This is a genomic window from Ruegeria sp. YTSC325, from assembly GCF_059609525.1.
This window is the reverse complement of the sequence record NZ_JBXWLY010000004.1, coordinates 330,480-357,378: the sequence shown is the minus strand read 5'-3', so window position 1 is coordinate 357,378 and position 26,899 is coordinate 330,480. Positions and strand designations below refer to the sequence as shown.

Here is a 26,899-nt window from a genome sequence, read left to right as displayed (position 1 = left end):
CAACTGCAAAGCGGACTCGGGCGTCATCGCGACCCGGTTCTCACCGTCCAGTATTTCCTTTGGTGTGCCTAGCTTCACTGGCAGTCCCCCTAAGTTTCACTCGGTCCGAGCGGTTCATCGGATATGTTTGATAAGCACGCTGTGTAGCTGACGCAACATTATTTCGCAAGCGCAGCATCCGTGACGCTGTGTCATTGCCTTGGCCACTCTAAATCCACCTGCGGGTTTTGCGTTCGTAACGGGCGAAATCAGTGCGGAAACTCCGCCGCATTCGATCTTCTTCAGGCAGGATAAAGCGCTGCTCCAGCAACCAGACGAAGATCGGAATCAGGGCCAGCGACAGCACTGCATCGAAGCGCAAAACCAGACCGGCCAGAATCAACACGTCGCCCAGATAGATCGGATTTCGGCTGCGTGAGTAGATGCCCGACTGCACCAAAGACGAGGGCGTTTCGTGCGGAATGACTGTTGTCTTGAAACGACGAAACTCGGCCACAGCCAGAGCCGCCAGCAAGATGCCGCCGCCGATCAAAATACCGCTCAGCAAATCGGTCAGGCCGCTGTCCAGGGACAACCCCATCGGGAAATGGCGCGCCTGGAGCCAGGCAACACATGCAAACCCGACAAGCCAGACAGGTGGTATATCGACCCAGCGCATTGGCAGCCTCCGCAGCGGACGACATGCAACGGCACGTCGCTTCTGCGTGTCCTCGTACCGTTTTAAGGCCGGATTCGCAAAAGCGCGGGATGTCGCATCAATGGACAGAGAATTCAGGATCGGTTACGCCATTGAAAAAGACGCATTCTTAACACAAGGCCACTCCCTGCGATGACCGATTTTGCCGCGACCAAAGCCCTTTTTGAGCTACCCGACGGAGTGATCTATCTGGACGGGAATTCTCTGGGCCCCCTGCCCCAAGCCGCCGGGAAAACCGTGGCCCGCATGATAGAGGATGAGTGGGGTCAGATGCTGATCACTGGCTGGAACAAGGCCGGCTGGATAGGGTTGCCCACAGGTCTGGGCGATCGCATCGGGCGGCTGATCGGAGCGGAACCGGGAAGTGTCGTGACTGGCGACACGCTGTCGATCAAGGTGTATCAGGCCGTCGCCTCGGCGCTGGAGCTGTGCCCGGATCGCAGAGTAGTGTTGTCAGACAGCGGCAACTTTCCCTCGGATCTGTATATGGTCGACGGCCTTTTGCGCTCGCTTGGGTCGGATTATGAGTTGCGCGTTGTCGCCCCCGAAGATGTCGCCGCACACATCACCGAGGACGTAGCGGTTTTGATGCTGACCGAGGTCGATTACCGCACCGGCCGGATGCACGACATGAAGTCACTGACCGAACTGGCCCATGCAAAGGGTACCGTGACGGTCTGGGATCTGGCCCATTCCGCCGGCGCAATTCCGGTGAACCTGTCCGGTTGCAACGCCGATTTCGCGGTGGGCTGCACTTATAAATATCTCAATGGCGGCCCCGGCGCGCCCGCATTCATTTATGTCGCGCCCGGTTTGACGGATCGCGTACGCCCGGCCCTGTCGGGCTGGCTGGGGCACGAAGCCCCGTTCGCGTTCGATCTGGACTACCGCCCCGGTAACGGGATCGAGCGGATGCGCGTCGGCACTCCTCCGATCATCCAAATGACGGCGCTGTCAGCGGCGATGGATATCTGGGACATGGCCGATATGGCGGATGTGCGCGCGAAATCTATCGAATTGACCGAGCTGTTCATCACACGGGTCGAGGCCACCTGCCCCGACCTGACCTTGGCAAGCCCGCGTGATCCGGCCCAACGTGGCAGTCAGGTTTCCTTCCGGTTTGCCGAAGGCTATGCCGCCTTGCAGGCCTTGATCGCACGCGGTGTGATCGGAGATTTCCGGGCCCCTGACATTATGAGGTTCGGGTTCACCCCGCTCTATATAGACGCGCAGGACGTTGAGAACGCTGTCACAATTCTGGCCGACATAATGAAGAACCAACTATGGGATACGCCAGAGTACAAAACGCGCCAGCGGGTTACGTAACCTCGATTCCCGCTCCAATAACCGTGGCAAGATTAGAGTTTGAGCGGATGAATTCCTGATAATCGCTGGCCGAGGTTTTTATCCCACGCAGCGCTGAGGCAATCATCTTGGCTGTTTCCCTTGGCCCATCGAACAAACGCACCCGCCCCTTTTCTGCCTCGCGCCGCAGCCAGTCAGCATAAAGCGCCATCAACTGCGCCTCACCCTGTGTCACGATATCGGCGGCAGTGGACACGCTGGCATCCAGCAGCTCTAGCCCGTGGGGCGAGGACATGATCTCGGCCATGCCATCCGTTTGCACATGGATCGCATTTCCGATGATTTGTGAAACTGATCCCTCCATATTCAGCGCTTCGGCAACGGCGGCCGTTTTACGCTCGTAGTGCAAATGTGTCAGTTGGCGCAGGATGGCCTCTTTGTTTTGAAAATGCAGGTACAGGGCAGGTCGGGACATACCCGCGCCTTTGGCGATGTCATCCATTGACGTTTTTTTGAACCCATAAGCCGAGAAGGCTTGAAGCGCCGAATCCAATATAGTCAGGCACTTATCATCCAAAACATAATTTTCCAGTGTAGCTTTTGACATTTTTTACCCATTTTGTCAGTTGACCATCTGACATATTCAGCTAACTATGTCAGAAAGTAACGACAGCTACAAGGCAAGAGGAAGCGCAATGGCGACCAATCTGAAGATCAACGGAACGTCACATCAGGTCGACCTGCCTGAAGACGTCCCTCTTTTGTGGGTCCTGCGAGATGAGCTTGGACTGACCGGCACAAAGTTCGGATGCGGCGTTGCAGCGTGCGGCGCGTGTACCGTTCACATTGACGGCGAGGCCGTTCGGTCCTGCCAAGTTGCGTTGTCAGATGTGTGGGGCGACATCACCACGATCGAAGGGCTTGGCACACCAACTGCTATGGCCAAGATCCAGCAGGCATGGGTCGATCATCAGGTTGCGCAATGCGGCTATTGTCAGTCAGGTCAAATCATGCAGGCCGCGGCGCTGCTGGCCGAAAATCCAACGCCGACGGACGCCGATATTGATGACGCAATGCAAGGAAACCTTTGCCGTTGCGGCACTTACCCGCGCATCCAGGCTGCGATCCATGACGCGGCCTCCAAACTGAAGGAGGCATAAACCATGGCGTCTGTTGGAAAAATCCTCCGTCGTACGTTCCTTATCGGCTCGGCCGCCGTTGTCGGCGGTGTCGCCTTTGGCGCTTATTACGTCACGCGTCCGGCCGCGAACCCGCTGCGACCCGGCAAAGGAGAGACCGCCCTTAGCCCCTTTGTCCTGATAGACCAGCAGGGAGTAACCCTGTTTGCTCCGCGTGCCGAGATGGGACAGGGCGTTATGACCACGTGGGCCGCACTCATTGCCGAAGAGCTTGATGTTGAGATCGACGACATCCGCGTGTTGCACGGCCCTGCGGCTGCTGCCTATTACAACTCGGCACTCATGGCCGAGGGGCTGCCAAATAAGGGCTATGACGCCAGCGAGTTCCAGCACAACCTGGGCGAGGCCCTTGGCGTGCTTGGCAAACCGCTGAACCTTCAAGTCACAGGTGGCTCGACCTCTATGAAAGACGGGTTCGAGCGGATGCGTGAAGCCGGTGCCACCGCGCGTGAGACGCTTAAGCAGGTCGCCGCTGATCGGCTGGGCGTGGATCGGGCACAATTGAAAACCGAACGCGGCGCAGTGATCGCGCCGGATGGCACGCGCATTTCTTATCACGAGCTCGCCGAAGCCGCTGGTCAAATCGAACCGCCCAACGTTGCATTGCGCGACCCATCGACCTGGCGCCTATTGGGTCAGAACCTACCCCGTGTCGACGTGGTAGGGAAATCCACCGGCACAGCTGAGTTCGGCATCGACGTGCGACCCGAGGGTTTGAAGTTCGCTTCCGTTCGAATAAACCCGAAGCTGGGCGGCACAATGAAGGGATATGACTCCAGTTCAGCCGAATCCATGCCCGGCGTCGAAAAGATCGTCAATCTTGGCGACGGTGTCGCGGTGGTCGCAAGCAACACCTGGCTTGCCATACAGGCGGTCGAAGCCATCGACATCGACTGGGGTGACGCCCCCTACCCCCCCGAAACCGACGGCCTGTTTTCCAAGATTGCCGAAGCGTTTGACGACGCGCCAAACTCGACCATGCGCGATGATGGCGACGTGGACGTTTTGCCCGACGGCGCGACAGAAATCTCGGCAGAATACAAAGTGCCGTACCTGGCCCACGCCACAATGGAGCCGATGAACGCCACGGCCCTGTTCACTGGCACCAAGCTAGACCTGTGGTGTGGCAACCAGGCACCGACATTGATCCAAATCCGCGCCGCGAATACAGCCAATCTGGCTACCGAGGCGGTCGATATTCATACCACCTATCTAGGGGGCGGTTTCGGTCGCCGTGGTGAACTGGACTTTGCAGAAATCGCCACCAAAGTTGCGATGGCGGTACCCAATGTTCCGGTTCAGACGACCTGGAGCCGGGAAGAGGATATGCGTCACGATTACTACCGCCCCGGTGCAATCGCCCGGATGCGCGGAGCGGTCAAGGATGGCACTGCCGTTCTGATCGACGGTAAGGTGGCGTCGCAATCCAGCACGCAGCAAGCAGTTGAACGCTATACTGGCCTGCCGGGCGGAGGACCCGACAAGGTTCTTGTCGAGGGGTTGTTCAACCAGCCCTACGCAGTACCGAACTACCGCATCAGCGGCCACATCGCCGATCTGGCCGTGCCAGTAGGCTTCTGGCGCTCGGTCGGCAATAGTCATAACGGGTTCTTCCACGAAACTTTCATGGATGAAATGGCTCATGCCGCAGGTCGTGACCCGCTGGAGTTCCGGCTGGAGCTGGCCAAGGCCGAATTCGCCCCAGCTGCAGGTGTTCTGCAAGCCGTGAAAGAGATGTCCGGCTGGACCGGAGAAACCCCAGACGGTGTCGGAAAGGGCGTCGCCATGACCTACAGCTTTGGCACTCCGGTCGCTCAGGTCATCGAAGTGGTCGACGAGGACGGCACCATTCGCATCGCTAAAGCGTGGATCGCCTGCGACGTGGGTATTGCTTTGGATCCAGGCACGGTCGAGGCGCAGATGTTCGGTGGAATGATGTATGGCTTGTCGGCCGCCGTTATGGGTGAAATCACGTTTGCGGACGGAGAAGTAGAGCAATTCAACTTCCCCGACTACGACGCGCTGCGCATGCACAACGCTCCGGTGACCGAGGTACGTATCCTCGAAACCAACGCGCGCCTGGGAGGCGTGGGTGAGCCTGGCACACCTCCGTCAATGCCTGCACTTGGAAACGCGTTGTTCGACCTCACGGGCGAGCGCGCACGCACCCTGCCACTGATCAATCAGTTCGATTTGCTGGTTTGATCGCGATGCGCCGGTCTGGTTCTTCTCTCCTGGACCGGCGCACGCCTTCTATGCCGATTGCTGCAGTGTCGCGGCCTTAGAGCCAGCAGACCATGCATGAACAGCTTCTCCGAACGCTTTGAACAGCGGGCGCGAGACCGGATCGTTCTCGGCATCCCATTCCGGGTGCCATTGCACCGAAAGCGTAAAACCCGGGGCGTCCTTTATATAGATCGCTTCTGGCGTTCCATCCGGCGCGTGGCCATCTACCACAACCCGATGCCCGACCGTCTTGATCCCCTGCCCGTGCAGAGTATTCGTCATGACTTCGGTCGCATCCATCAAACGGTGAAATACGCCGCCTTCGGACAGTGTCACGATATGGCGCAGCGCAAACTTTTCTTCCAACGTCCCATCCGGTGGCATGCGATGGTTCATCCGCCCCGGAAGATCGCGAATTTCGGGATAAAGTGTTCCACCCATTGCCACGTTGACCTCTTGAAACCCTCGGCAAATGCCAAAGAACGGCTGGCCCCTTTCGACACAGGCCCGCACCAACGGCAGTGCGATCGCATCCCGCGCCCGATCAAAATCGCCATGCGCATCGGTTGCGGACTCACCATATTCCTCGGGGTGCACATTCGGGCGCGCGCCGGTCAGCAAAAAGCCGTCACAGACGTCCAGCAATTCTTCCACTGAAACGTAGCGGGGATCAGCCGGAATTAGCATCGGCAAACAGCCTGACACGTTCGCAACCGCGTCCGAATTCATGGTCCCACCGGCATGGGTCGGGTATTGATCATCCAACAAGTATGAGTTGCCGATAATACCCACAATAGGTCGAGGCATTCTTCTTTCCCGGTTGTTTTTGCGTTTCGGGAAAGCTAGCCGCCGTCACAGCAGCGCGCAATAGCACAGCCCCTGTGTGGCAGCGCAGGCACTTGTTCACTTATGCACAAGGGGAACAAGAAACAGTCAAATGACCATTTGTGAGGCATTCCACGAACACCGAAAGTCGAAGGGCCCAGGGGCCCTTCGACAGGTTCATCAAATCTCGCCGATCAGGCTGGCAGCTTCGATCCCCGCCATCGCCGCGATCGCGTCATTGTCCGAGGTGTCGCCGGTCACGCCAACAGCGCCGATCACGGCCCCTTTCTTGTCGCGCAACAATACGCCGCCCGGCACAGGCACAACCTGCCCGCCATATACACCGTTCACAGCGGCCATGAAGTACGCCTGCGCCTCGGCCCGGGCCATCTGCGCGGTGCCTGCCATGCCCAGCATGACCGACCCATAGGCTTTTCCCTGCGCAATCGCAAAACGACCGGGCGCGGCACCGTCTTCACGCTCAAAGGCGATCACATGACCACCGGCGTCCAGAACAACAACTGACAGGGGTTTCAGCTCCAATTCGCGGCCCTGTTCCAAAGCCTTGCGCACAATCGTGCGCGCCTTGCGCAATGTAACAGCCATGCGTGATCCCTTTCATCTGGCCAAAAATATCCTCGGGGGAGCGGGAGCGGGCAAACAGCCTCCTCGCTCCGACCCTATCCGTTCAACCCAAGCTCGCTTTCAACTCCAAACGGCGGGCGTGCAAAACCGGCTCGGTGTAACCCGAAGGCTGAACCCGGCCTTTGAACACTAGATCACAGGCTGCCTGGAATGCCACACCGTCAAAACCGGGCGCCATCGGGCGATAGCTCAGGTCGCCTTCGTTCTGGCGATCCACCACGGCGGCCATCTTCTGCATCGCCGCCATCACCTGTTCTTCGCTCACCACGTCATGGAGCAGCCAGTTGGCCAGCGCCTGCGACGAAATCCGGCAGGTTGCGCGGTCTTCCATCAGGCCGATATCGTTCAAATCCGGCACTTTCGAACAGCCCACACCCTGATCAATCCAGCGCACGACATATCCCAGAATGCCCTGCGCGTTGTTCTCGATTTCGCGGGTGATCTCGTCCTCGCTCAGGTTGCGGCCTCCCAGCAGCGGCACGGTCAGCAGGTCGTCCAGCGTTCCGCGCGCGCCGCCTGCGGCCAGTTCGTCCTGACGGGCCAAAACGTCGACCTTGTGGTAATGCGTGGCGTGCAGAGTTGCAGCGGTCGGCGACGGCACCCACGCGCAAGTCGCGCCAGATTTCGGGTGGCCGATCTTCTGATCCAGCATATCGCCCATCCGGTCGGGCATCGCCCACATGCCTTTGCCAATCTGCGCCTTGCCTTTCAGACCACAGGCTAGACCGATATCGACATTGCGATCCTCATACGATGTAATCCAAGGCGTCACTTTCATGTCCCCCTTGGGCAGCATCGGACCTGCTTCGATAGAGGTATGGATCTCATCCCCGGTCCGATCAAGGAAACCGGTGTTGATAAAGGCCACGCGAGATTTCGCGGCGCGGATGCATTCTTTCAGGTTGGATGAGGTGCGGCGCTCTTCATCCATGATGCCCAGCTTAACGGTGTTGCGCGGCAGGCCAAGGATGTCTTCGACCATATCGAAAATCTCGACCGCGAAAGCGACTTCGGCTGGCCCGTGCATCTTGGGCTTGACCACATAAACCGAGCCTTTGACCGAATTCCCACCTTCACGCTGCAGGTCATGCATCGCAATCAGCGTGGTGCAGAGCGCATCCATCAGGCCCTCACCGATCTCATTGCCTTCACCATCCAGAACGGCGGGGTTGGTCATCAGATGGCCCACATTGCGGATCAGCATCAGCGAGCGGCCTTTCAGCACATCCTGTTCGCCGCCTGCGGTGGTATAGGTCAGATCGTCAGCCAGTTTCCGGGTGAAGGTGGTGCCGCCCTTGGTCACTTCTTCGGCCAGATCGCCTTTCATCAGGCCCAGCCAATTGCTATAGGCCACGACCTTATCTTCGCCATCCACACAGGCCACCGAGTCCTCGCAGTCCATGATCGTGGACAGCGCCGATTCCAGATGAACATCAGCAATCCCAGCCGGGTCGGTCGCGCCGATGTTGCTAGAGGCATCGACAACGATTTTCACATGCAGCCCGTTATTCTTAAGCAGAACGAAATCAGGCTTCTCAGCCTCACCGCCAAAGCCGACAAATGCCGCAGCGTCGGCAAGCGCAGGTACCAGCGCACCGCCTTCGACCCGCAGATCGGACACATCGGCCCACGAGCCTGCAGCCAGCGGTACAGCATCGTCCAGAAAACCTTTGGCCCATGCAATCACACGGGCACCACGCGCCTCGTCGTACCCTCCGGCGGCTGGCAGATCGCCCATCGCGTCCGTGCCATACAGCGCATCGTACAAGCTGCCCCAACGTGCGTTGGCGGCGTTCAGTGCAAAACGGGCATTGGTGATCGGCACAACCAGCTGCGGGCCGGGTGTCGAGGCGATCTCGAGATCGACATTGGTGGTTTCGATCTGGAAATCGTCACTCTCTTCGACCAGATAGCCGATCTCGCGCAGGAATGCCTGATAGGCGCTGGCGTCGTGGTCCTGACCTTTGCGGTCCAGATGCCATGCGTCCAGCTGGCTCTGCATCTTTTCACGCTTGGCAAGAAAGTCGCGGTTTTTTGGGCCCAGCTCGGACACCAGCCGCGACAGACCATCCCAGAACGCATCGGCCGTAACACCGGTGCCAGGCAGCGCCTTGTCTTCGATGAACTCGGCCAGAACCGTATCAACTTGAAGCCCGCTGCGTGTCTGTCTGCTGGTCATAATGTTCCTCCCGCCTTTTTGTGCACCACTGTGTGCAGCCAGCATTTAGAGTGAAAGTTTCCGATAGGCAACGTGCCGCAACAATTTCGGTAAAAAAAACTTACCAAAATTTCGTGACCAGCTTTTGGTTGGGCCCCGACACCGCTTGCAGCCCATTGCCACAGACCATAACGTCGCCTCAAACTCCAACCGATGCGAGGCCCAGATGCGCGACGCTGCCCCTACGACGATTTATCTGAAAGATTACACGCCCTTTGGCTATCTTGTGGACAGCGTGCATCTAACCTTCGATCTGGCAGCGCACGCCACCCGCGTAACATCGCGCATTGCTTTCCGCCCCAACCCCGATGCCACGGACCGCACCTTCTTTCTACACGGCGAAGAACTGACCCTGATCCGCGCCTGCATTGACGGGGTGCAGATCGCGCCCGAGGTGACCGATAAGGGCCTGACCGCGCCCGCCCCTGACGCGCCCTTCATCTGGGAGGCCGAGGTTGAGATTGACCCCGGCAACAACACCGCGCTTGAGGGGCTCTATATGTCAAACGGGATGTATTGCACCCAGTGCGAGGCGGAAGGGTTCCGCAAGATCACCTATTATCCCGACCGCCCCGATGTGATGTCCACCTTCACCGTGCGCATCAACGGCGATTTGCCCGTGCTGCTGTCCAACGGCAACCCAAGCGGCAAAGGCGAAGGCTGGGCCGAATGGACCGACCCTTGGCCCAAGCCTGCCTATCTGTTCGCTCTGGTCGCGGGCGAGTTGATCTCGCATCCGGGCCAGTTCACAACCATGTCCGGGCGCGATGTCGAGCTGAACCTCTGGGTCCGCCCCGGCGACGAGGGCAAATGCGCCTTTGGCATGGAGGCGCTGAAAAAGTCGATGAAATGGGACGAGGACGTATATGGCCGTGAATACGATCTGGACGTGTTCAACATCGTGGCTGTCGATGACTTCAACATGGGCGCGATGGAAAATAAGGGGCTGAACATCTTCAACTCCTCCGCCGTGTTGGCCAGCCCCGAGACCTCGACCGATATGAATTTTGAGCGGATCGAGGCGATCATCGCTCATGAGTATTTCCACAACTGGACCGGCAACCGCATCACCTGCCGCGACTGGTTTCAACTGTGCCTGAAAGAAGGCCTGACCGTGTTCCGCGACGCGCAGTTCACGTCCGACATGCGCTCGGCCCCGGTCAAACGCATCCACGACGCCATCGACCTGCGCGCCCGGCAATTCCCCGAGGATAACGGGCCGCTCTCGCATCCTGTCCGGCCCGAAAGCTTTCAAGAGATCAACAATTTCTACACCGCTACAGTCTACGAAAAAGGTGCGGAAATTATCGGTATGCTGAAACGGCTGGTGGGTGATCAAGCCTATACCAAGGCGCTGGATTTGTATTTCGACCGCCATGACGGGCAAGCCTGCACGATCGAAGACTGGATCAAGGTATTCGAGGATACGACCGGTCGCGATCTGAGCCAGTTCAAGCGCTGGTACAGCCAATCCGGCACTCCGCGCGTAACGGTGGCCGAAGAATGGGCAGACGGCACTTATACCCTGACCCTGTCGCAGCGCACCGAACCCACGCCGGGTCAGGACGAAAAGCTGCCGCAGGTGATCCCGGTGGCCGTTGGCCTTCTGGGCCCCAACGGTGATGAGGTCCGCGCGACTGAGGTGCTGGAACTGACCGAAGCCAGCCAAAGTTTCACCTTCACCGGGCTGGCGGCCAAACCAACGGCCTCGGTCCTGCGGGATTTCTCGGCCCCGGTTATTCTGGAACAGGATCAAAGCAACGCCGAACGCGCCTTTCTGCTGGCCAATGACACGGACGCGTTCAACCGATGGCAAGCCGGGCGCTCGCTGGCCGAAGACACGTTGTTGAACATGATTCAGTCCGACGCAGCCCCTGATGCCGACTATCTGGATGGCCTTCTTGCTGTGTTGCGTGATGATGACTTGGACCCGGCCTACCGCGCTTTGGTGTTGGGCCTCCCGACACAATCTGAACTGGCTGCCGCGTTACACGAGAAAGGCTTAACGCCCGATCCAATGGCAATCTGGACCGCCGTTGAAACGCTGCGGCAAGTCACCGCTCAACACGTGCAAGACCTGTTGCCACGTCTGCACAGCGAGACCGTGATTGTATCCCCTTATAGCCCGGATGCGGATCAATCGGGAAAACGCGCGCTGGGCGGGGCCGTCCTTGCGCTGACCTCACGACTCGACGGGGGTGCAAAGGCAGGTGAGGAATACAAAGCCGCCGACAACATGACCCTGCAACTGACTGCCCTGTCCTGCCTGCTGCGCGCTGGCAAGGGCGAGGCCGAACTGGCCGCATTCTATGATCAATGGCAACACGACCGGTTGGTGATGGACAAGTTGTTTGGACTGCAAGTCTCGATGGCCGCGCCGGATGCGACGGCGGATGTGGCGCGCAACCTGACCGAGCATCCGGATTTCAACTGGAAAAACCCCAACCGCTTCCGCGCGGTTATGGGTGCGCTTGCGATGAACCATGCCGGATTCCACCGGGCCGATGGCGCGGGCTATGCCCTGCTGGCGGACTGGTTGATCAAACTGGACCCTGTGAACCCGCAAACCACGGCACGGATGTGCTCGGCCTTCCAGACGTGGAAACGCTATGACACCGACCGCCAGGCCCTGATCCGCGCGCAGTTGACCCGCATCGCAGAAACACCCGATCTGTCGCGGGATACGACCGAAATGGTGTCGCGCATCTTGGACGCATGACGCCTTACACGTTCACCCGGCAGAACAGAACGCCGCGCGTTTTGGCGATCCTGCTCTGCATCTACAGCGCGTTGATCGCTCTGGTCGTGTGGTTTGACGCGGTATGGTGGCTGATCGCTCCGCTGGCACTGACCACTCTACCCGCAGTTTGGGACTTTGTGCAGGGTACCAAAGCCGGATTGTCGGTGGGGAAGGATACGTTGAGCTGGTTCACCGGACCGCGCAAGGCCGAGGTCAATCTTGCCGATATTGACCACGTTCGAATGGACACGCGCTGGGATTTCTCAGTGCGTGTATCGCTGGTCCTGAATTCCGAGAAAAAGATTCGCCTGCCTGATGAATCTACCCCTCCGCACCGCGTGTTTGAGCAGGTTCTGCAGGCCACCGGGCTACGGGTTGAACGGCATCACTTTACTGTATTCTAGGGGTAATCCGGATACCCAACCTGGATTGTTCACGAATTTAGCGCTAAACGACCCCTGAATCTTGAATTTGAGTAAAATCAGGAGAAAGATTAAGTCCAACGTTACCAGTTTTTACAGTTACCGAGTTTTACCATGTTGCGGTTCTTCAAGTCCAACGCGCCCAGCGCATCTGTCCCCCAAATCCACCCGGAGTTGTGTCTAACGCCAGATGTGTCTGCGGTGTTTCCGCAGCGTGGCCAAGTGAATATTCCTGTCGTTGATGCGCGTTCCGAGGACATCGCAGGCCGTGATGCGATTGAACGCGGCCGCCATCTGGCCCGACAGGGAAGGTGGTCCGAGTTGTCTCGGCAGATGAAGGCGGCCGACGATGCGCGCGAGTCGGCATCAGATGGAATGCCGGTCGCCGATCTACTGGCGTTTGGTGCTCGTGCGGACGTGGTTTTGGCCGTCGAGCATGCCCTGTCGGACCTGAAAGAAGTGCGCGACTACGACCTGCTGGGTGGTATTTCGGAGTTAGAAGACGAAATGCGCGACAACGCGGACGATGAGATGATCGCTCTCGTCGTTGCTTTGGCCCATATCGACATCGCGTGGGCATGGCGCGGGACGGCCACGGAAGACAAGTTGCCCTCTTTGCATCAGTCGCGTTGCGCAGCTCATTTCGACCGCGCCGCCGCGATCCTTCCGAAATGCCGTGAGGCCGCGCCGGACAGCCCTTTGGTTGCAGCGGCCGATTGTGCTCTGCTGGCCGGACAGCGTAAGACGCATGTTCGTGTGGCCGACAAATACGAACGCCTGATTACGCTGGATCCCCATAACCAACGCCATATGCGCGCTATGGGCACGCATCTGCTGCCGCGCTGGTTCGGCAGCTACGAAGAGCTTGAGGTCCAAGCCCTGCGCAACGCCGCCAGAACTCATGATATCTGGGGCGCAGGTGGTTACACTTGGGCGCAGTTCGACGCGATCGTGCTGGATGACGAAGCCTGTGCGCGGCTGGATGTCGAATACTTCCTGCAGGGCCTTCATGACATTCTGAGCAACCGCCCCGATCAAGAAATGGTAAATATGCTGGCGGCATACTGCGCGATCACGATCAAGCGTGGCATTGGCCGGAATGAAAAGGCGGACGCTGTTCGCGCTCAAATCCACGAGGCCGCAAACTGGTTGATCCGCGATCACCTGACCGAATTGCACCCGCTGATCTGGGCACATGCGGCCAACGGCTTCAACAACGCGGCGCGCGTCAACTCGACCGAACGGTTTGCGGCACGCGGTCATCGCGACGCTTTGCGGGCAATCGGCAACTTGTTCAGCGAAGAATTGCGCAACGGTATGGATGTGACTTTCACCTCAACGGGCTTACACCTGTCCAGCCACTGATTCCCCCTTGCCCCTTTGGCGCGCCGGGCCTAATACGCAAGCCTAGACTTCTGCGGAAATTAGAGGCGCGCCATGCTCGACCTGACATATGAAATGCCCAAAATCAAAACCATTGCCGGGGCCAAGCACGATTGGGAACTGGTGATCGGGATGGAAGTGCACGCTCAGGTCTCATCGAACGCAAAACTGTTTTCCGGCGCATCGACCCAGTTCGGAGCCGAGCCGAATTCGAACGTAGCCTTTGTGGACGCTGCGATGCCGGGAATGCTGCCGGTGATCAACGAGTATTGCGTGGAACAGGCCGTGCGCACCGGGCTAGGTTTGAAGGCGGATATCAACCTGAAATCGGCTTTTGACCGCAAAAACTATTTCTATCCTGACCTGCCGCAGGGCTACCAGATTTCCCAGCTGTACCACCCCATTGTGGGCGAAGGCGAAGTGCTGGTCGAGATGGGCGATGGTACCGCGCGCATGGTGCGGATCGAACGCATCCATATGGAGCAGGACGCAGGCAAATCGATCCACGATATGGACCCGCATATGTCCTTTGTCGACTTGAATCGGACCGGCGTTTGCCTGATGGAGATCGTGTCCCGGCCCGACATTCGTGGCCCAGAAGAGGCCGCCGCCTATATCGCCAAGCTGCGCCAGATCATGCGTTATCTAGGCACCTGTGATGGCAACATGCAGAACGGCAACCTGCGGGCGGATGTGAACGTCTCGATCTGTTTGCCGGGCGCGTATGAGAAATACCAGGAAACGCAGGATTTCTCGCATCTGGGCACGCGGTGTGAGATCAAGAACATGAACTCGATGCGCTTTATTCAGCAGGCGATTGAGGTCGAAGCCCGCCGTCAGATCGCCATCGTCGAAGCGGGTGGTGAGGTCGAGCAGGAAACCCGTCTCTATGACCCGGACAAGGGTGAGACACGCTCTATGCGGTCCAAGGAAGAGGCGCATGATTACCGCTATTTCCCAGACCCCGACCTGCTGCCGTTGGAGATTGAACAAGCCTGGGTCGATGACATCGCCGCCAAACTGCCCGAACTGCCCGATACCAAAAAGGCGCGGTTCATTGAGGCGTTTGGCCTGACCGACTACGACGCTTCGGTCTTGACTGCCGAAGTGGAAAGCGCCGCCTATTTCGAAGAGGTCGCAAAAGGCCGCAACGGTAAGCTTGCCGCGAACTGGGTGATCAACGAGCTGTTCGGTCGTCTGAAGAAAGAAGACCATGACATTACCGACAGCCCGGTCTCGCCTGCGCAGTTGGGTGGGATCATTGATCTGATTTCCTCGGATGCCATCTCGGGCAAGATCGCCAAAGACCTGTTCGAGATCGTCTACACCGAAGGCGGTGACCCGGCGCAGATCGTGGAAGAGCGCGGTATGAAACAGGTCACCGATACCGGCGCGATCGAAGCCGCTTTGGACGAGATCATCGCCGCCAACCCCGCGCAAGTGGAAAAAGCCAAGGTGAACCCGAAACTGGCGGGCTGGTTCGTTGGTCAGGTGATGAAAGCCACCGGCGGCAAGGCCAACCCCAAGGCCGTGAACGAGCTGGTTGCCAAGAAACTGGGCGACTGAACCAACTGAATTTGATGCAAAGGGCGGCAGAGGGCATCCCCTTTGCCGCCCTTCTTTTGCGCTGTGTCCGGGCAACACACGCCGGGCACGGCGCGAAGGAGACTTTCCCAATGGCCTCAACATGCTAGATTGCCAGGAACGAACAGGTAGGAAGATCCGATGCCGCGCTACGAATACAAAGTTGTCCCCGCCCCGCAGAAAAGCGGCAAATCAAAGGGCGCAAAAACCGCCGAAGGCCGGTTTGCGGCCTCGATCGAACAGGTGCTGAACCAAATGGGTCAGGACGGCTGGGAATATCAGCGCGCAGAACTTCTACCCAGTGAAGAACGCGCAGGCTTTACCAGTTCGACCGTGAACTGGCGAAACGTGCTGGTGTTCCGGCGCGAAATCGAATTGACTTTTGTCACCACTCGCAGCCCGACAGAAACGCCCGAAGGCGTACCCTTGGCCCAGCCTGTTCCGGGCCCCGAAATGGTCGTGGCCCCAGCCCCGATTGCGGAAGAGGTGCAAGAGCCGCCGCTGTCATTGAAGGGCTTGGAAACAGTTTCCAGTTCGGACGACGCACCGCCGGAGAAATAATGAACAGCATTGCCAATCGGACATTTTTGATTTCACATTCTTTTGTTTCAACACTTTGCGTTTGTTTCACTTTGATGTTCACCGGTCAGCTGCACGCTGATGCGGGCGCGAACACCCCTCCTAACTGCGTGACAAATATTGATGCTGAGGGGACAGTTATTGCTGGCTTCTTTGGCTTGGTGACTCCTCCGGTCCCTTATTCCTCAATCGAAACTGAAGGAGGTGACCTAACGGTTTACCCAACCATCCGGCATGGGAACGGTGCGCTCGTCTATGCGGGCATTTATCGGGGGGTTTATTCGGCAGGGGGGGCCAGCCAAACTGTTAACAAGTCGGGCACAGAGACCGAACTCGTGTTCAAACAGGATGATGGCTCGATTGTGCACATTTGCATGGTCAAAGCCAACCAATTCGACCCAACTATTTATGACCCTATAGCTTCGCAAGTTGGCGAATGCGATCTCAAACAGATTGCAGGTGTCGAGACGCTGACGCCGGGGCACGTTCAAACATTTGAGCCCCCCTACGACCTTGTCGAAATCAGTGGCGTTCCCAAGACTGTATTGGCCGTCGCTCCAGTTACCACTGAGCTGATTCAACTGCGCGGACAAACCCCGGGCTGGGCGAACTATGTTTGGCACCCAGAAGATCAATCAAAGTTTGGAGGAATAGGGGGAATATGCAACGTCGAGGTATCTAAAAGTACGTCGACCACACAAGATTACCAGACAGAGCTCATTGAATCTTGCAAAGATACTGAGGGTAAAAATCTTACCTTGGGCCAAGGTAGCAAAGCACAATTAGAACTGTCAAAATACAGAAATAACATCAACTTTTCTTCAGGCCGATTTACGCAGAACTTGCCGCCGATTGAAATAACCACGCCATTAAAAATTGGCTTAACTGACGTCGAAGAATTCGAAGTAATCGCTTCAAGGCCGGGAAAGATGTCTTTGGTCCGAAGAGTTTATCTCTCTGAAGAGCGGAAGTTGAAACACGATGTTTGCATGGTAACTGTGAATTGACGAAGTCGAATTCAGTCGGATACCCAATCTCGAATTCCAAGCGCCCCGCGCGGTCGAGACCGCACCACTATACCCCTATGTCCAGCGCCAGCGCGTGGATACGCGGGACGATGTCCCCCAGTGCCTTGTGAACAGCGCGGTGGCGGGCGACGCGGGATTGGCCTTCGAACGCAGCCGCACGGATGCGCACGTTAAAGTGGCTTTCGCCACCTTCCTGAAAGCCCGCATGGCCCCGGTGGCTTTCGCTGTCATCCACTACTTCCAGCTCATGCGGGTCAAAGGCGGATTGCAAGGCAGTGCGGATTTCGTCAGTCACGGTCATTTTTACGCTCAGCGGCAAAAATTTTACCGCCTCCCCTCTTCTACTTTCGGCAGCTTAGACTAAACTGCTGCCTCCGAGTCGAGAAGATGCGTTCTTAAGGATCACAGAATGACGAAATCAGACCCCTTTGGATTCGATATGTCCGTCTCTAGCGCCAAGAAAAAGAACCCGCGCGGACGTCGGGGGATGTCGGGCGCATCCGAGACCTCGGTCCGAATCTGTGACCATGAAGGCTGTGACGAGCCGGGCAAGTTCCGCGCCCCCAAAGCGCCGGATGTGCTGGATGACTTCTTTTGGTTCTGTCAGCAGCATGTGCGCGAATATAACCAGAAGTGGAATTTCTTCGACGGCACGACCGAGGCCGAGCTGAACGCGCAGCGATCCAAAGACAAGGTCTGGGAACGCGAAACAAAACCCATGGGTGACCCCGAGGCCCGTGCCTGGGCCCGTCTTGGTATTGAAGACCCCCATCAGGTTCTGGGTGCAAACAGCACGCAAAACAAAGGTCGCACCGCAGGCAGCGGCGGCCGCCGCCTGCCCCCCACCGAGCGCCGTGCGATTGAAATCTTGGAAGCCAATGACAGCTGGACCAAAGCTGAAGTGCGCAAAGCATATAAGAAACTGATCAAGGTGCTGCACCCCGATATGAACGGCGGTGACCGCAGCCAGGAAGAACAACTGCAAGAGGTTGTCTGGGCCTGGGACCAGATCAAGGACAGCCGGAACTTTAAATAGCTGAATTAATGCACGAACATATTGCGTAGAGCCACTGCTTCCGGTCGCTTGAGGCAACGCAGCCGCGTTTGTTCCTTCGCGGTTGCGGAATTACGTATTTCGGGGAAAATCATACAGAGCTCTTCCACGTCTTCACGGCCAAAAGACTGCAGCGCCATGTCTCCCAGAAATAAACTTTCAGTCGGCAAACCATTCGACATCAGTATCGCGTGCCGATGACATGCAATGTGGAAATAGGTTACGGGTTCAGATGCGTTCACCTGGCGAATGGTTTTGTCGTTCACCAAATGAATAGCTGCGACGAAAACCTTGGGCTCACCAAACAAAAATTCTGCACGCCATCCTTCCAGAACAATTCTGTGTTGCGGCGACACATACAAATCTTGATCAGGCAAACCTTTTCCCATCGCTCCTTTTTTAATGCAAACAGGACGCAAGCGAGGGGCCCTATTCAATTCTTCGACGCTTATTGTCTTTTCACCGATCCATTCAATGGGTAGCAATTCGCCGCTAGAAACGCGCACCTTATCCCCAACGGACAGTTCTTCCACGAGGCAGCGGCCCGTTTCGGTTTCGATCAAAGTACCCTTAACGAAACAAGGCACTGTCCCCTCTGGAAGCGAGACCGTCACGATAAGGGAATCGTTATTGCCATTACCGGGCCCCGTGGAGGCAAATATTTCGAGAGTAAGTTGAGTGTTTGGCGGAATATAGGTTCCCGGAGTTAACTCGACGGTCAAAAGTCCGCTTGATGAAATCGAAACCGTGTAATCGGACTCGTCTAATCCGCCGGTCCCCGAAACGACAACAGTCCATGAAGCTCCGGCTTTAGTTGCTATGTATTGCTGAGCGACAGAGGTCGACCCACTGGGAATCGAAAGCGAAGTCGGGCCTAGAATTGTCAGTGCCATTTGAACCTCAAACAGGAAACGTTAAACTGGGAACTCGTTATGTGCAGGCTTTTAGTGATATTAAACCATCACATAATTCTATTGCAATGTAAGCATTGAAAGGAAATCATTGGTCCAAGATTTGCAGTCATATTTTAGCAACTTGAAGATTGAGTTCTGGGCAGAAAAAGACTGAGTGTGACTTCGTTTCATATCAATAAGGCCAGTTTCAAAGAAACATCCGCCTCAGCTCAAACTCATACCTCTTTCCCTTGCCCTTGCCCGCAATATGTTGCACCAAACACAGGTTCGAAAACCCGCACGAGGCTGCGGTACCAGGAATAAGGACGACAGGCATGGATTGGCCGATTGACGCAAATGCACATCCCTCAGAAGAGATTTCGGTTCGCGACGTGTTCGGCATCGACACCGACATGCAGGTCAAACGCTTTTATGAAGTGACCGAACGGGTCCCCGAGATTGATCAGACCTACAAGTTTGACCCTGAGACGACTCTCGCAATTCTGGCGGGCTTTACCCACAACCGTCGTGTGATGATCCAAGGGTATCACGGCACGGGTAAGTCGACCCATATCGAACAGGTCGCCGCGCGTCTGAACTGGCCTGCGGTGCGGGTCAACCTCGACAGCCATATTAGTCGGATCGATCTGATCGGTAAGGATGCGATCAAACTGCGTGATGGCGTGCAGATCACCGAATTCAGTGAAGGCATTTTGCCTTGGGCCCTGCGCAACCCGGTCGCGATCGTGTTTGACGAATATGACGCCGGCCGTGCAGATGTGATGTTCGTGCTGCAGCGCGTACTGGAAGCCAACGGTAGCCTTACCCTGTTGGACCAGAACGAGATTCTGACACCTCACCGGTATTTCCGCATGTTCGCCACTGCCAACACCGTTGGCCTTGGGGATACGACGGGCCTTTACCACGGTACGCAACAGATCAACCAAGCTCAGATGGACCGCTGGTCGTTGGTCGCGACGCTGAACTACCTCAGCCATGACGCCGAGACGATGATTGTTCTGTCCAAGGCCCCGCATTACAACACGGCTGAAGGTCGCAAGATCGTCAGCCAGATGGTCAGCGTCGCCGACCTGACCCGAACCGCCTTCATGAACGGCGACCTGTCCACGGTGATGAGCCCCCGAACAGTGATCAACTGGGCCCAGAACGCCGAGATTTTCCGTGATGTTGGTTACGCGTTCCGCCTGTCCTTCCTGAACAAATGCGATGAATTGGAACGCCAGACCGTGGCCGAGTTCTATCAGCGCTGCTTTGATGAAGAACTTCCAGAGAGCGCGGCAAGCGCGAGCTTGGGCTAACACCCCACAAAAGAACAAACGATTTACACACGGCCGGCCTGAAATCTCAGGCTGGCCGTTGTGCTTCCGTCGCCCACGAAAATGGTCGATATGATGCCACAAGTGTTGTTTGGAAATGCCCAAACCTGTCCTTACTGGCTTTTTGCAGGTACCACCCGGCCCCGATTCAGGACCGAACTTGCCAAACTCAGCTGAGACTTGCAGCAATCAACCGGCCGCAAAACGCGCCGAGGACACCTAGGACTGAAAGGCAAGTAGCCTCGCTCGATAAATGCTGTACCAAAAGAGATCAATGAGCATCGATTGTAGCGGATGGGTCACTGGCGAAACCGTGATTTGTATATACCTTGATTATACAAATTACATCTATATCATATCCAATGCATGGCACATTGGAAAACACCTCTTATTGTAACAACAACTGTCTGGGCATTCGCCTCTCCTGTTACCGCATTGCCGACAACAACGTCTGACAGGGCTGAACTGTTTGCTGTCTGCTCTGGCCGGTTGGAAGCGCTAGCGGCCCGCCAACGGGCCCGCATCGGGGACGAAGATGCGCCTGCCGCAAATCTGCAGCAACAGTTCGACCAAATGCTGGAAGCGGTTCTGCCGTGGGCGCTGTCCGAGGGTATCGAAGAACACCAGCCCAAACGGTGGCGTGTGCGCGGCTGGGTTGAAGTCGCCTACCTGCTGGCCGATATGGACTATAGCTTCGACGCGCGCATCGCCGAAGGGGCCGAACAGCAGTTGGCGCGCAGAATCTCGGAGTGTCGGGCCGTATTGCTTTAGGATCGCGATGTTGAAAAGCGGATCGCCCCTATGGTCAAGCCCCCGGAATGGCTCTAGGTTGCCGGGGCAGAACAAGACCGGACCCGCCGCCGATGAGCAAACCAAACGACAACCCCGCTGATCCGTTCAAGAAAGCCCTGGCCGAGGCCACGCGGGTCATGGCCGACGACCCCGAGCTGAACGTCTCGTACACCGTTGATCCGTCAGGCATGTCGGGCGAGTCGATGCGTTTGCCCCAGGTCAGCCGCCGAATGACACGAGAAGAGGTTTTGCTGGCGCGCGGAACAGCAGATGCTCTGGCCCTGCAACGCCGATACCACGATGACGTGACGCATGCGCGCTATGCGCCTCCGGGCGATATGGCGCGGGACCTGTACGAAGCGATGGAGACCGCCCGCTGCGAGGCGATGGGCGCGCGAGACATGCCAGGCACGGCCAGCAACATCGACGTCAAGATCAGCCACGAAGCGATACGCCGCGGTTATGACCAGTGTAAACAACCCGCAGACGCGCCTCTGTCTGTTGCCGCCGGATATCTGATCCGCCACTTGGCGACCGGTCGTGACCTACCCCCCGCCGCCGCCAACATCATGAATCTGTGGCGTGGTTTTATCGAGGAACAGGCAGGGGGATCGCTGGAAAACCTCAACGATATCCTTTCGGACCAGGCTGAATTTGCCAAATTCTCGCGGCAGGTGATCAAGGATCTGGGATATGGCGACCAGCTGGGTGACGACCCCGACGAGCTGGACGACGAGCAGGAAGATCAGGCCGAAGAAGACGCCGAAGAGCAACCCGATCCGGACAGCACAGGCGACGACGACCAGCAAGAGCAGGACGCCGACGCCACGCCTGAACAGTCGCAGGAAGAACAGCAGGACCAGTCTCAGGCTCAGGTCTCGATGGACGAGATGGCCGATGACGAGATGGGCGACGAAGCCGAAATGCCGGAAGGTGAGGCTCCGCTTGAACCACCGGCCCCGCCACCTGCCTCGGATGCGGATCCTGATTACAAAGTGTATCTGAACACGCATGATGAAGAAATAGCAGCCGAAGACTTGGCGGAACCGGCCGAACTGGAACGCCTGCGGGCCTATCTGGACCAGCAGTTGGAGCCGCTGAAAGGCGCTGTGAGCCGCTTGGCCAATAAACTGCAGCGCCGTCTTCAGGCACAGCAAAACCGCAGTTGGGAATTCGATCTGGAAGAAGGAATTCTAGACGCCAGTCGTTTGGCCCGCGTGGTGGCGAATCCGACCACGCCGCTGAGCTTCAAGATGGAAAAGGATACCGAGTTCCGAGACACTGTGGTGACGTTGCTGCTGGATAATTCCGGCTCGATGCGCGGGCGTCCAATCTCAATCGCTGCGATCTGTGCCGATGTTCTGGCGCGGACGCTGGAACGCTGCAACGTCAAGGTCGAGATTCTGGGCTTTACCACCCGTGCTTGGAAGGGTGGGCAGGCACGCGAGGCGTGGTTGAACGACGGCCGCCCGCAGCAGCCGGGGCGTTTGAACGATTTGCGCCACATCATCTACAAGGGGGCCGATGCGCCCTGGCGGCGGGCACGCCCAAATCTGGGCCTGATGATGAAAGAAGGCCTACTGAAGGAAAACATCGACGGTGAGGCACTGGAATGGGCCCATCGCCGGATGATGATGCGGCGCGAACAGCGCAAGATTCTGATGGTGATCTCGGACGGGGCGCCGGTTGATGATTCAACGCTCAGCGTGAACCCGGCGAACTATCTGGAAAAGCACCTGCGCGACGTCATCGCCATGGTGGAAAAGCGCAATATGGTCGAGCTGCTGGCCATCGGGATCGGCCATGACGTGACGCGGTATTACGACCGCGCCGTCACGATTACCGATGTCGAGCAGCTTGCCGGTGCAATGACCGAACAGCTTGCCGCCCTGTTCGACAATGACCCAAGGGCGCGCGCCCGTGTCATGGGCATGCGCAAGGTCGGTTGAACGCGGCTTTGGCCTATCGTTGTCATAAATAGAAGGGCGCAGCCCTGAAGTGATGAGGTAATAAATGTTCCAATCCTTTGCCGTAACCGCGCGCCCCGAACAGGGGCCGCCCCGGTTGGCCGCTTTGCGCACCGAGATGGCGCAGGCTGGATTGGACGGGTTTCTTATTCCGCGCTCAGACGCGTATCAGGGCGAATATGTCGCCCCGCGGGACGAACGTTTGTCTTGGCTAACAGGCTTTACCGGGTCGGCAGGTTTTTGTGCCGTGTTGCCCGACGTGGCCGGTGTGTTTGTCGACGGGCGATATCGAACGCAGGTCAAAGCTCAGGTCGCCCAGGACTTTACCCCTGTGCCGTGGCCCGAGGTCAGTTTGGGCGCGTGGTTGAAGGACAATCTGCCCGATGGCGGCAAGGTCGGTTTTGATCCCTGGTTGCACGCTGCTGGCCAGATCACCAACGCACGCAAAGACCTCGCAGGCAGCGGTATAGACCTTGTTCGCAGCCCCAATCTGGTTGACCGCATATGGCCCGATCAACCTGCTCCACCGATGAACCCGGTTAAAGCGCACCCTCTGAAATTCGCCGGTGAAAGCGCCGCCAGCAAAATCGACCGTCTGGCCGATGCTTTGGCTGCTGCTGGCAACTCGGCTGCCGTGATCACCTTGCCGGACTCGATCATGTGGCTGTTGAACATTCGGGGCTCGGATATCGGGTACAACCCAGTGGCGCACGGTTTTGCCATTTTGCACGCGGATGCCAAGGTTGACTTGTTCATGGCACAAGAAAAGCTGGGCGTGTCGTTGGGTGATCAAGTTCGCGTTCACGCGCCTGAAACGTTCCTTGATGCTGTTGCCGCGTTACAGGGGGCAATTCAGGTTGATCTTGGAACCCTGCCCCAAATCGTAGCTGACGTTTTGCAGGACAAGATTGTCGATGCCGGCGACCCGTGCGCCCTGCCGAAAGCCTGCAAAAATCCTGCTGAAATCGATGGCAGCGCCGAGGCACACCTGCGCGACGCAGTGGCGGTGATCGAGACGCTTTGCTGGCTGGATGACCAAAGCCCCGGCAGTGTCACTGAAACGCAGGTTGTCACAAGGTTGGAAGAGAACCGGCGCAAGGACAGCGCGCTGCAGGACATCTCGTTTGATACAATCGCAGGCACCGGTCCTAACGGTGCTATCATGCATTACCGCGTCACCGAAGAGACCGACAGCCTTCTGGAAGACGGGCACATTCTGGTTCTCGACAGCGGTGGTCAATACCTTGATGGCACCACAGATATTACCCGTACAATCGCTATTGGTGAGGTAGGTGACGAAGAAAAAACCTGTTTCACCCGTGTCCTAAAGGGTATGATCGACATGTCGATGCTGCGTTGGCCCGTAGGCTTGGCTGGGCGCGATATCGAAGGAGTGGCTCGGGCCCCGCTGTGGGCGGCAGGGCAGGATTTCAACCATGGCGTCGGTCACGGCGTCGGCGCGTACCTGAGCGTGCACGAAGGCCCTCAGCGTCTGTCGAAGGTCAGCCATGTCCCCCTTCAACCCGGTATGATCCTTTCAAACGAGCCCGGCTATTACCGTGAAGGTGCTTTTGGCATTCGTATCGAAAACCTGGTGGTGGTGCAGCAGGCCCCTACCTTGCCCGGTGGCGATGCCGAACGCGCAATGCTGAACTGGCGCACTTTGACCTACGTTCCAATTGACCGTCGATTGATTGCTCCCGATATGCTGGCCCACGCTCAACGTGATTGGCTGAATGCGTATCACCGCGACGTTGCGGAAAAAATACGACCAAGGCTGGGCGCGGACGCGCAAGTGTGGTTGGATGCCGCAAGCGCTCCGATCTGACACCCAGCTGTTACATTCCGGAGGCAGAGGAAAAGCCCGACATCAGTAAGGGTTAAGGAGGCAAGATGACCAAGATCACTATTCGCAAAGCACCGGGTAAATGGAGCGTCCGTTCCGGTGGCGCCATTTTGGGCGAAAGCACAAATGCGCTTGAACTGCTTGAAGGTGATCTGGACCCGGTGATCTATTTCCCCCGCAGTGATATTGCGATGGCGTTTCTGGACCAGACCGACAAAGTCACGCATTGCCCCCATAAGGGTGACGCCGCGCATTTCTCGATCGTCAATAAATCTTCTGTGACTGAAAACGCGGCGTGGAGCTATGAAAACCCGATCTCCGAAGTCGCCGATATCAAAGGCTATATCGCGTTTTATCGGCTCGATTCAGTCAAAGTTGAACAAATCTGAGCGGGACTCACATCGCCTCTTTCATCAAGTCGACCATCGCCAGATCTTGACTGACCCGACCGTAAGCCTGCGCCATCGCTGTCAATGTGTGCGGCGGGCAACCAATTTCTTGAAGGCAAGAGGCATCAATCACGCGGACTCGACCATCGAAAGCCGACTCGACGACCTGATCTACTGGCTCATCTCGATCCCCGACTGTAAGTTTGTGATAATGAAAGCCCTGACCTGGGGCGGTGACGCCCAGCGTGTGCCGCACTCCATGCGATGCTAACCAGTCCAACAAATTGCGCAGGCCAACGTCCTGACCCACGTCCGGCACTTTATTTGCTTTGATACGGCCCTCGCGCGGCAAATGCCTGAGCTGCACCATAGTTGACGGCGTCCAGATCCGAATGGGCTGCACAAAATCTACAAGTCGCCCGATACGACGCCCGCGCAAGTGGGGGCCCAAACCAAATGTGGCAGTTATCAAGCTGATCGGAGCCTGTGAGACGGCATAGACAGAGGCGAAAAGATCGCACCGCCCACCTACCTTATGTTTCAGCGTCAGGGCATTAAAATGTCCTGCCTCAGCATAAGCGCGCGGCGATCCCAAAGCACGGCTTAACCAAAGGCAATTCATGATGTACGGGGCATGGTCGCGAAAGCCGATCTGCGATGCTTGTGGCAGGCTGCGCGCTAGCAAGTTCGCTGTACCTAAAACTCCTGAAGCCAGAAACACGTGCCGCGCTCGCAGTTGAGTTCCATCATCCAGGTCCAAGCGTACCATCCCCTGCCCCGACAAGATCCGGCTAACACGCCCCGCTCGGACCGAGACATTCGACATCTCTTTGAGGCGCGCCTCGACCGCGCGGGCCATGGTCCGAAGCCCGGCATTGGGAGTTTCAGAAGTTCCGGTCAGCAAACGTGGGACACTTTTTTCCAGTCCGTTCTCTAAAAGCTCGTGCCGGGCACCGCCGACCACTTTCAGATCGCGCTGCACAGCTTCGCACGCGGCACAATAGTCCCACCATGTTTCCAAAAACTGTCCCCTTCCCCAAGGGTCATCGCAGTCGTAAACCTGAAGCTGTTTACCCCAGTAATTGGCCAGCCCACCGACTTCGGCGGCAGCAAACATCGGCGGTGCGTCTCCTGATACTTCGGTGCGGTCGGCCAGACACGCGGGCTGTTGTCTTTCATACGCAACCGAGACAATCTTGACCGGCCCACCCTGAGAAGGCTTGGAGGTGGCCCCCGTCACGACAGCCACAGACCCAGAGAAGCCCCGCATAGCTGTAAGCGCTGCGTATGCAGCGGGCCCTGCTCCGACTAATGCAATATCAACGCTTTGCATGACTCAGCCCCGTCTCCAGCACAGCCGCACGTTGCACATCGCCATTTAAGAGACGGTCAGAACCTGAAAACGTTTTTACAGACCGGCTCACCATGACAGGCAGGCGTAGCGCTATTCGGACCGCAGGCGGATACTCGCCCATCGAGGTTGTAGTCTCAGCAAAGGTCATGGTGCCAACTCTTTTCTGGCAACATGCAAATCTGCGTCAGACCCCAGCACTGGCAGCGCGTAACCCGCGCCCCTCGAACCTAGCCAGAGACGCTGAACGAAACTCTTTAAATACATTACCAACCACTCCCATTCACATGAGTTCTGGTTCTAAAACAGCTCGTTATTCGTTTGGTCGTTCAAAAATATGAAAGCCGAGTAGCCTTACGCCATGCACAAAATCAGAGTTGCAATAGGTGGTCAGCGCGGAACTCGGGCGGAATGCTCTT

The 26,899-nt window shown here is 57.4% G+C and carries 23 protein-coding genes; 15 read left to right on the top strand and 8 right to left on the bottom strand.

Annotation, left to right across the window (positions count from 1 at the left end):
- Positions 1-208: 208 nt before the first annotated feature.
- The gene (locus tag AC2FF7_RS09120; protein WP_496905525.1) at positions 209-658 is read right to left on the bottom strand and encodes a methyltransferase family protein; all 450 of its coding nucleotides are present in this window, start codon (positions 656-658) and stop codon (positions 209-211) included.
- Positions 659-829: 171 nt separating this feature from the next.
- On the opposite strand from AC2FF7_RS09120, the gene kynU reads away from it, so the two are divergent.
- Positions 830-2,023 (top strand): kynureninase, encoded by a 1,194-nt coding sequence (gene kynU / locus AC2FF7_RS09115; RefSeq protein WP_496905524.1) that lies wholly within the window; start codon positions 830-832, stop codon positions 2,021-2,023.
- Here kynU and AC2FF7_RS09110 read toward each other — a convergent pair.
- Entirely contained in the window at positions 2,016-2,609 is a 594-nt protein-coding gene (locus tag AC2FF7_RS09110) for a TetR/AcrR family transcriptional regulator (protein ID WP_170527522.1), read from the bottom strand. The genes kynU and AC2FF7_RS09110 overlap by 8 nt on opposite strands.
- 88 nt (positions 2,610-2,697) lie before the next feature.
- On the opposite strand from AC2FF7_RS09110, the gene AC2FF7_RS09105 reads away from it, so the two are divergent.
- Positions 2,698-3,162, top strand: a complete 465-nt coding sequence (locus AC2FF7_RS09105; protein WP_496905523.1) for a (2Fe-2S)-binding protein — start codon at positions 2,698-2,700, stop codon at positions 3,160-3,162.
- 3 nt (positions 3,163-3,165) lie between these two features.
- Entirely contained in the window at positions 3,166-5,406 is a 2,241-nt protein-coding gene (locus tag AC2FF7_RS09100; RefSeq protein WP_480867588.1) for a xanthine dehydrogenase family protein molybdopterin-binding subunit, read from the top strand.
- Positions 5,407-5,454: 48 nt separating this feature from the next.
- Here the strand turns inward: AC2FF7_RS09100 and AC2FF7_RS09095 are convergent, their stop codons facing one another.
- The 3 genes from AC2FF7_RS09095 to AC2FF7_RS09085 all read right to left on the bottom strand — a co-directional run bounded on the left by AC2FF7_RS09095 (position 5,455) and on the right by AC2FF7_RS09085 (position 9,076).
- On the bottom strand, positions 5,455-6,234 hold the full coding sequence (locus AC2FF7_RS09095) for a gamma-glutamyl-gamma-aminobutyrate hydrolase family protein (RefSeq protein ID WP_170753022.1): 780 nt from the start codon (positions 6,232-6,234) through the stop codon (positions 5,455-5,457).
- Between the two features lie 198 nt (positions 6,235-6,432).
- Entirely contained in the window at positions 6,433-6,858 is a 426-nt protein-coding gene (locus tag AC2FF7_RS09090) for a GlcG/HbpS family heme-binding protein (RefSeq protein ID WP_496905522.1), read from the bottom strand.
- Positions 6,859-6,940: 82 nt separating this feature from the next.
- Positions 6,941-9,076 carry a malate synthase G gene (locus AC2FF7_RS09085; RefSeq protein WP_480867590.1) on the bottom strand — a complete coding sequence of 712 codons (2,136 nt, stop codon included), beginning with the start codon at positions 9,074-9,076 and terminating at the stop codon, positions 6,941-6,943.
- 205 nt (positions 9,077-9,281) lie between these two features.
- On the opposite strand from AC2FF7_RS09085, the gene pepN reads away from it, so the two are divergent.
- From pepN to AC2FF7_RS09055, 6 genes are all read left to right on the top strand, one after another.
- On the top strand, positions 9,282-11,834 hold the full coding sequence (gene pepN / locus AC2FF7_RS09080; protein ID WP_496905521.1) for an aminopeptidase N: 2,553 nt from the start codon (positions 9,282-9,284) through the stop codon (positions 11,832-11,834).
- The gene (locus AC2FF7_RS09075; protein ID WP_480867593.1) at positions 11,831-12,259 is read left to right on the top strand and encodes a hypothetical protein; all 429 of its coding nucleotides are present in this window, start codon (positions 11,831-11,833) and stop codon (positions 12,257-12,259) included. The genes pepN and AC2FF7_RS09075 overlap by 4 nt, the downstream gene beginning before the upstream one ends.
- Before the next feature lie 132 nt (positions 12,260-12,391).
- Complete coding sequence (locus tag AC2FF7_RS09070; RefSeq protein WP_496905520.1) at positions 12,392-13,642, top strand: hypothetical protein; 1,251 nt, start codon at positions 12,392-12,394, stop codon at positions 13,640-13,642.
- A gap of 72 nt (positions 13,643-13,714) precedes the next feature.
- Positions 13,715-15,226, top strand: a complete 1,512-nt coding sequence (gene gatB / locus AC2FF7_RS09065; RefSeq protein ID WP_480867597.1) for an Asp-tRNA(Asn)/Glu-tRNA(Gln) amidotransferase subunit GatB — start codon at positions 13,715-13,717, stop codon at positions 15,224-15,226.
- Positions 15,227-15,385: 159 nt separating this feature from the next.
- Positions 15,386-15,805: a DUF4177 domain-containing protein gene (locus tag AC2FF7_RS09060; RefSeq protein ID WP_170753027.1), complete on the top strand. Its 420-nt coding sequence runs from the start codon at positions 15,386-15,388 to the stop codon at positions 15,803-15,805.
- Positions 15,805-16,830 (top strand): hypothetical protein, encoded by a 1,026-nt coding sequence (locus AC2FF7_RS09055; RefSeq protein ID WP_496905519.1) that lies wholly within the window; start codon positions 15,805-15,807, stop codon positions 16,828-16,830. Before AC2FF7_RS09060 ends, AC2FF7_RS09055 begins: the two co-directional genes overlap by 1 nt.
- 67 nt (positions 16,831-16,897) lie before the next feature.
- Here the strand turns inward: AC2FF7_RS09055 and AC2FF7_RS09050 are convergent, their stop codons facing one another.
- Positions 16,898-17,152 (bottom strand): BolA family protein, encoded by a 255-nt coding sequence (locus tag AC2FF7_RS09050; protein WP_170753030.1) that lies wholly within the window; start codon positions 17,150-17,152, stop codon positions 16,898-16,900.
- Positions 17,153-17,260: 108 nt separating this feature from the next.
- Between AC2FF7_RS09050 and AC2FF7_RS09045 the strand changes: the two genes are divergently transcribed.
- Positions 17,261-17,887 carry a J domain-containing protein gene (locus tag AC2FF7_RS09045; protein ID WP_170352576.1) on the top strand — a complete coding sequence of 209 codons (627 nt, stop codon included), beginning with the start codon at positions 17,261-17,263 and terminating at the stop codon, positions 17,885-17,887.
- A gap of 5 nt (positions 17,888-17,892) precedes the next feature.
- On the opposite strand, the gene AC2FF7_RS09040 is transcribed toward AC2FF7_RS09045, so the two are convergent.
- A complete protein-coding gene (locus AC2FF7_RS09040) occupies positions 17,893-18,798 on the bottom strand; it encodes a Hint domain-containing protein (RefSeq protein ID WP_496905518.1) in 906 nt (301 codons plus the stop codon).
- Positions 18,799-19,133: 335 nt separating this feature from the next.
- Between AC2FF7_RS09040 and cobS the strand changes: the two genes are divergently transcribed.
- The 5 genes from cobS (at position 19,134) to AC2FF7_RS09015 (ending at position 25,129) form a co-directional block, all read left to right on the top strand.
- Complete coding sequence (gene cobS, locus AC2FF7_RS09035) at positions 19,134-20,117, top strand: cobaltochelatase subunit CobS (protein ID WP_170352574.1); 984 nt, start codon at positions 19,134-19,136, stop codon at positions 20,115-20,117.
- A gap of 384 nt (positions 20,118-20,501) precedes the next feature.
- Positions 20,502-20,906 (top strand): hypothetical protein, encoded by a 405-nt coding sequence (locus AC2FF7_RS09030; RefSeq protein WP_496905517.1) that lies wholly within the window; start codon positions 20,502-20,504, stop codon positions 20,904-20,906.
- 92 nt (positions 20,907-20,998) lie between these two features.
- Complete coding sequence (gene cobT, locus AC2FF7_RS09025) at positions 20,999-22,876, top strand: cobaltochelatase subunit CobT (RefSeq protein WP_496905516.1); 1,878 nt, start codon at positions 20,999-21,001, stop codon at positions 22,874-22,876.
- 64 nt (positions 22,877-22,940) lie between these two features.
- Positions 22,941-24,722 (top strand): aminopeptidase P family protein, encoded by a 1,782-nt coding sequence (locus tag AC2FF7_RS09020; protein WP_480867606.1) that lies wholly within the window; start codon positions 22,941-22,943, stop codon positions 24,720-24,722.
- A 65-nt stretch (positions 24,723-24,787) separates the two neighbouring features.
- Positions 24,788-25,129, top strand: a complete 342-nt coding sequence (locus AC2FF7_RS09015) for a DUF427 domain-containing protein (RefSeq protein WP_480867608.1) — start codon at positions 24,788-24,790, stop codon at positions 25,127-25,129.
- A 7-nt stretch (positions 25,130-25,136) separates the two neighbouring features.
- On the opposite strand, the gene AC2FF7_RS09010 is transcribed toward AC2FF7_RS09015, so the two are convergent.
- Positions 25,137-26,462 carry a Rossmann-fold NAD(P)-binding domain-containing protein gene (locus AC2FF7_RS09010; RefSeq protein WP_480867610.1) on the bottom strand — a complete coding sequence of 442 codons (1,326 nt, stop codon included), beginning with the start codon at positions 26,460-26,462 and terminating at the stop codon, positions 25,137-25,139.
- Positions 26,463-26,899: the final 437 nt, after the last annotated feature.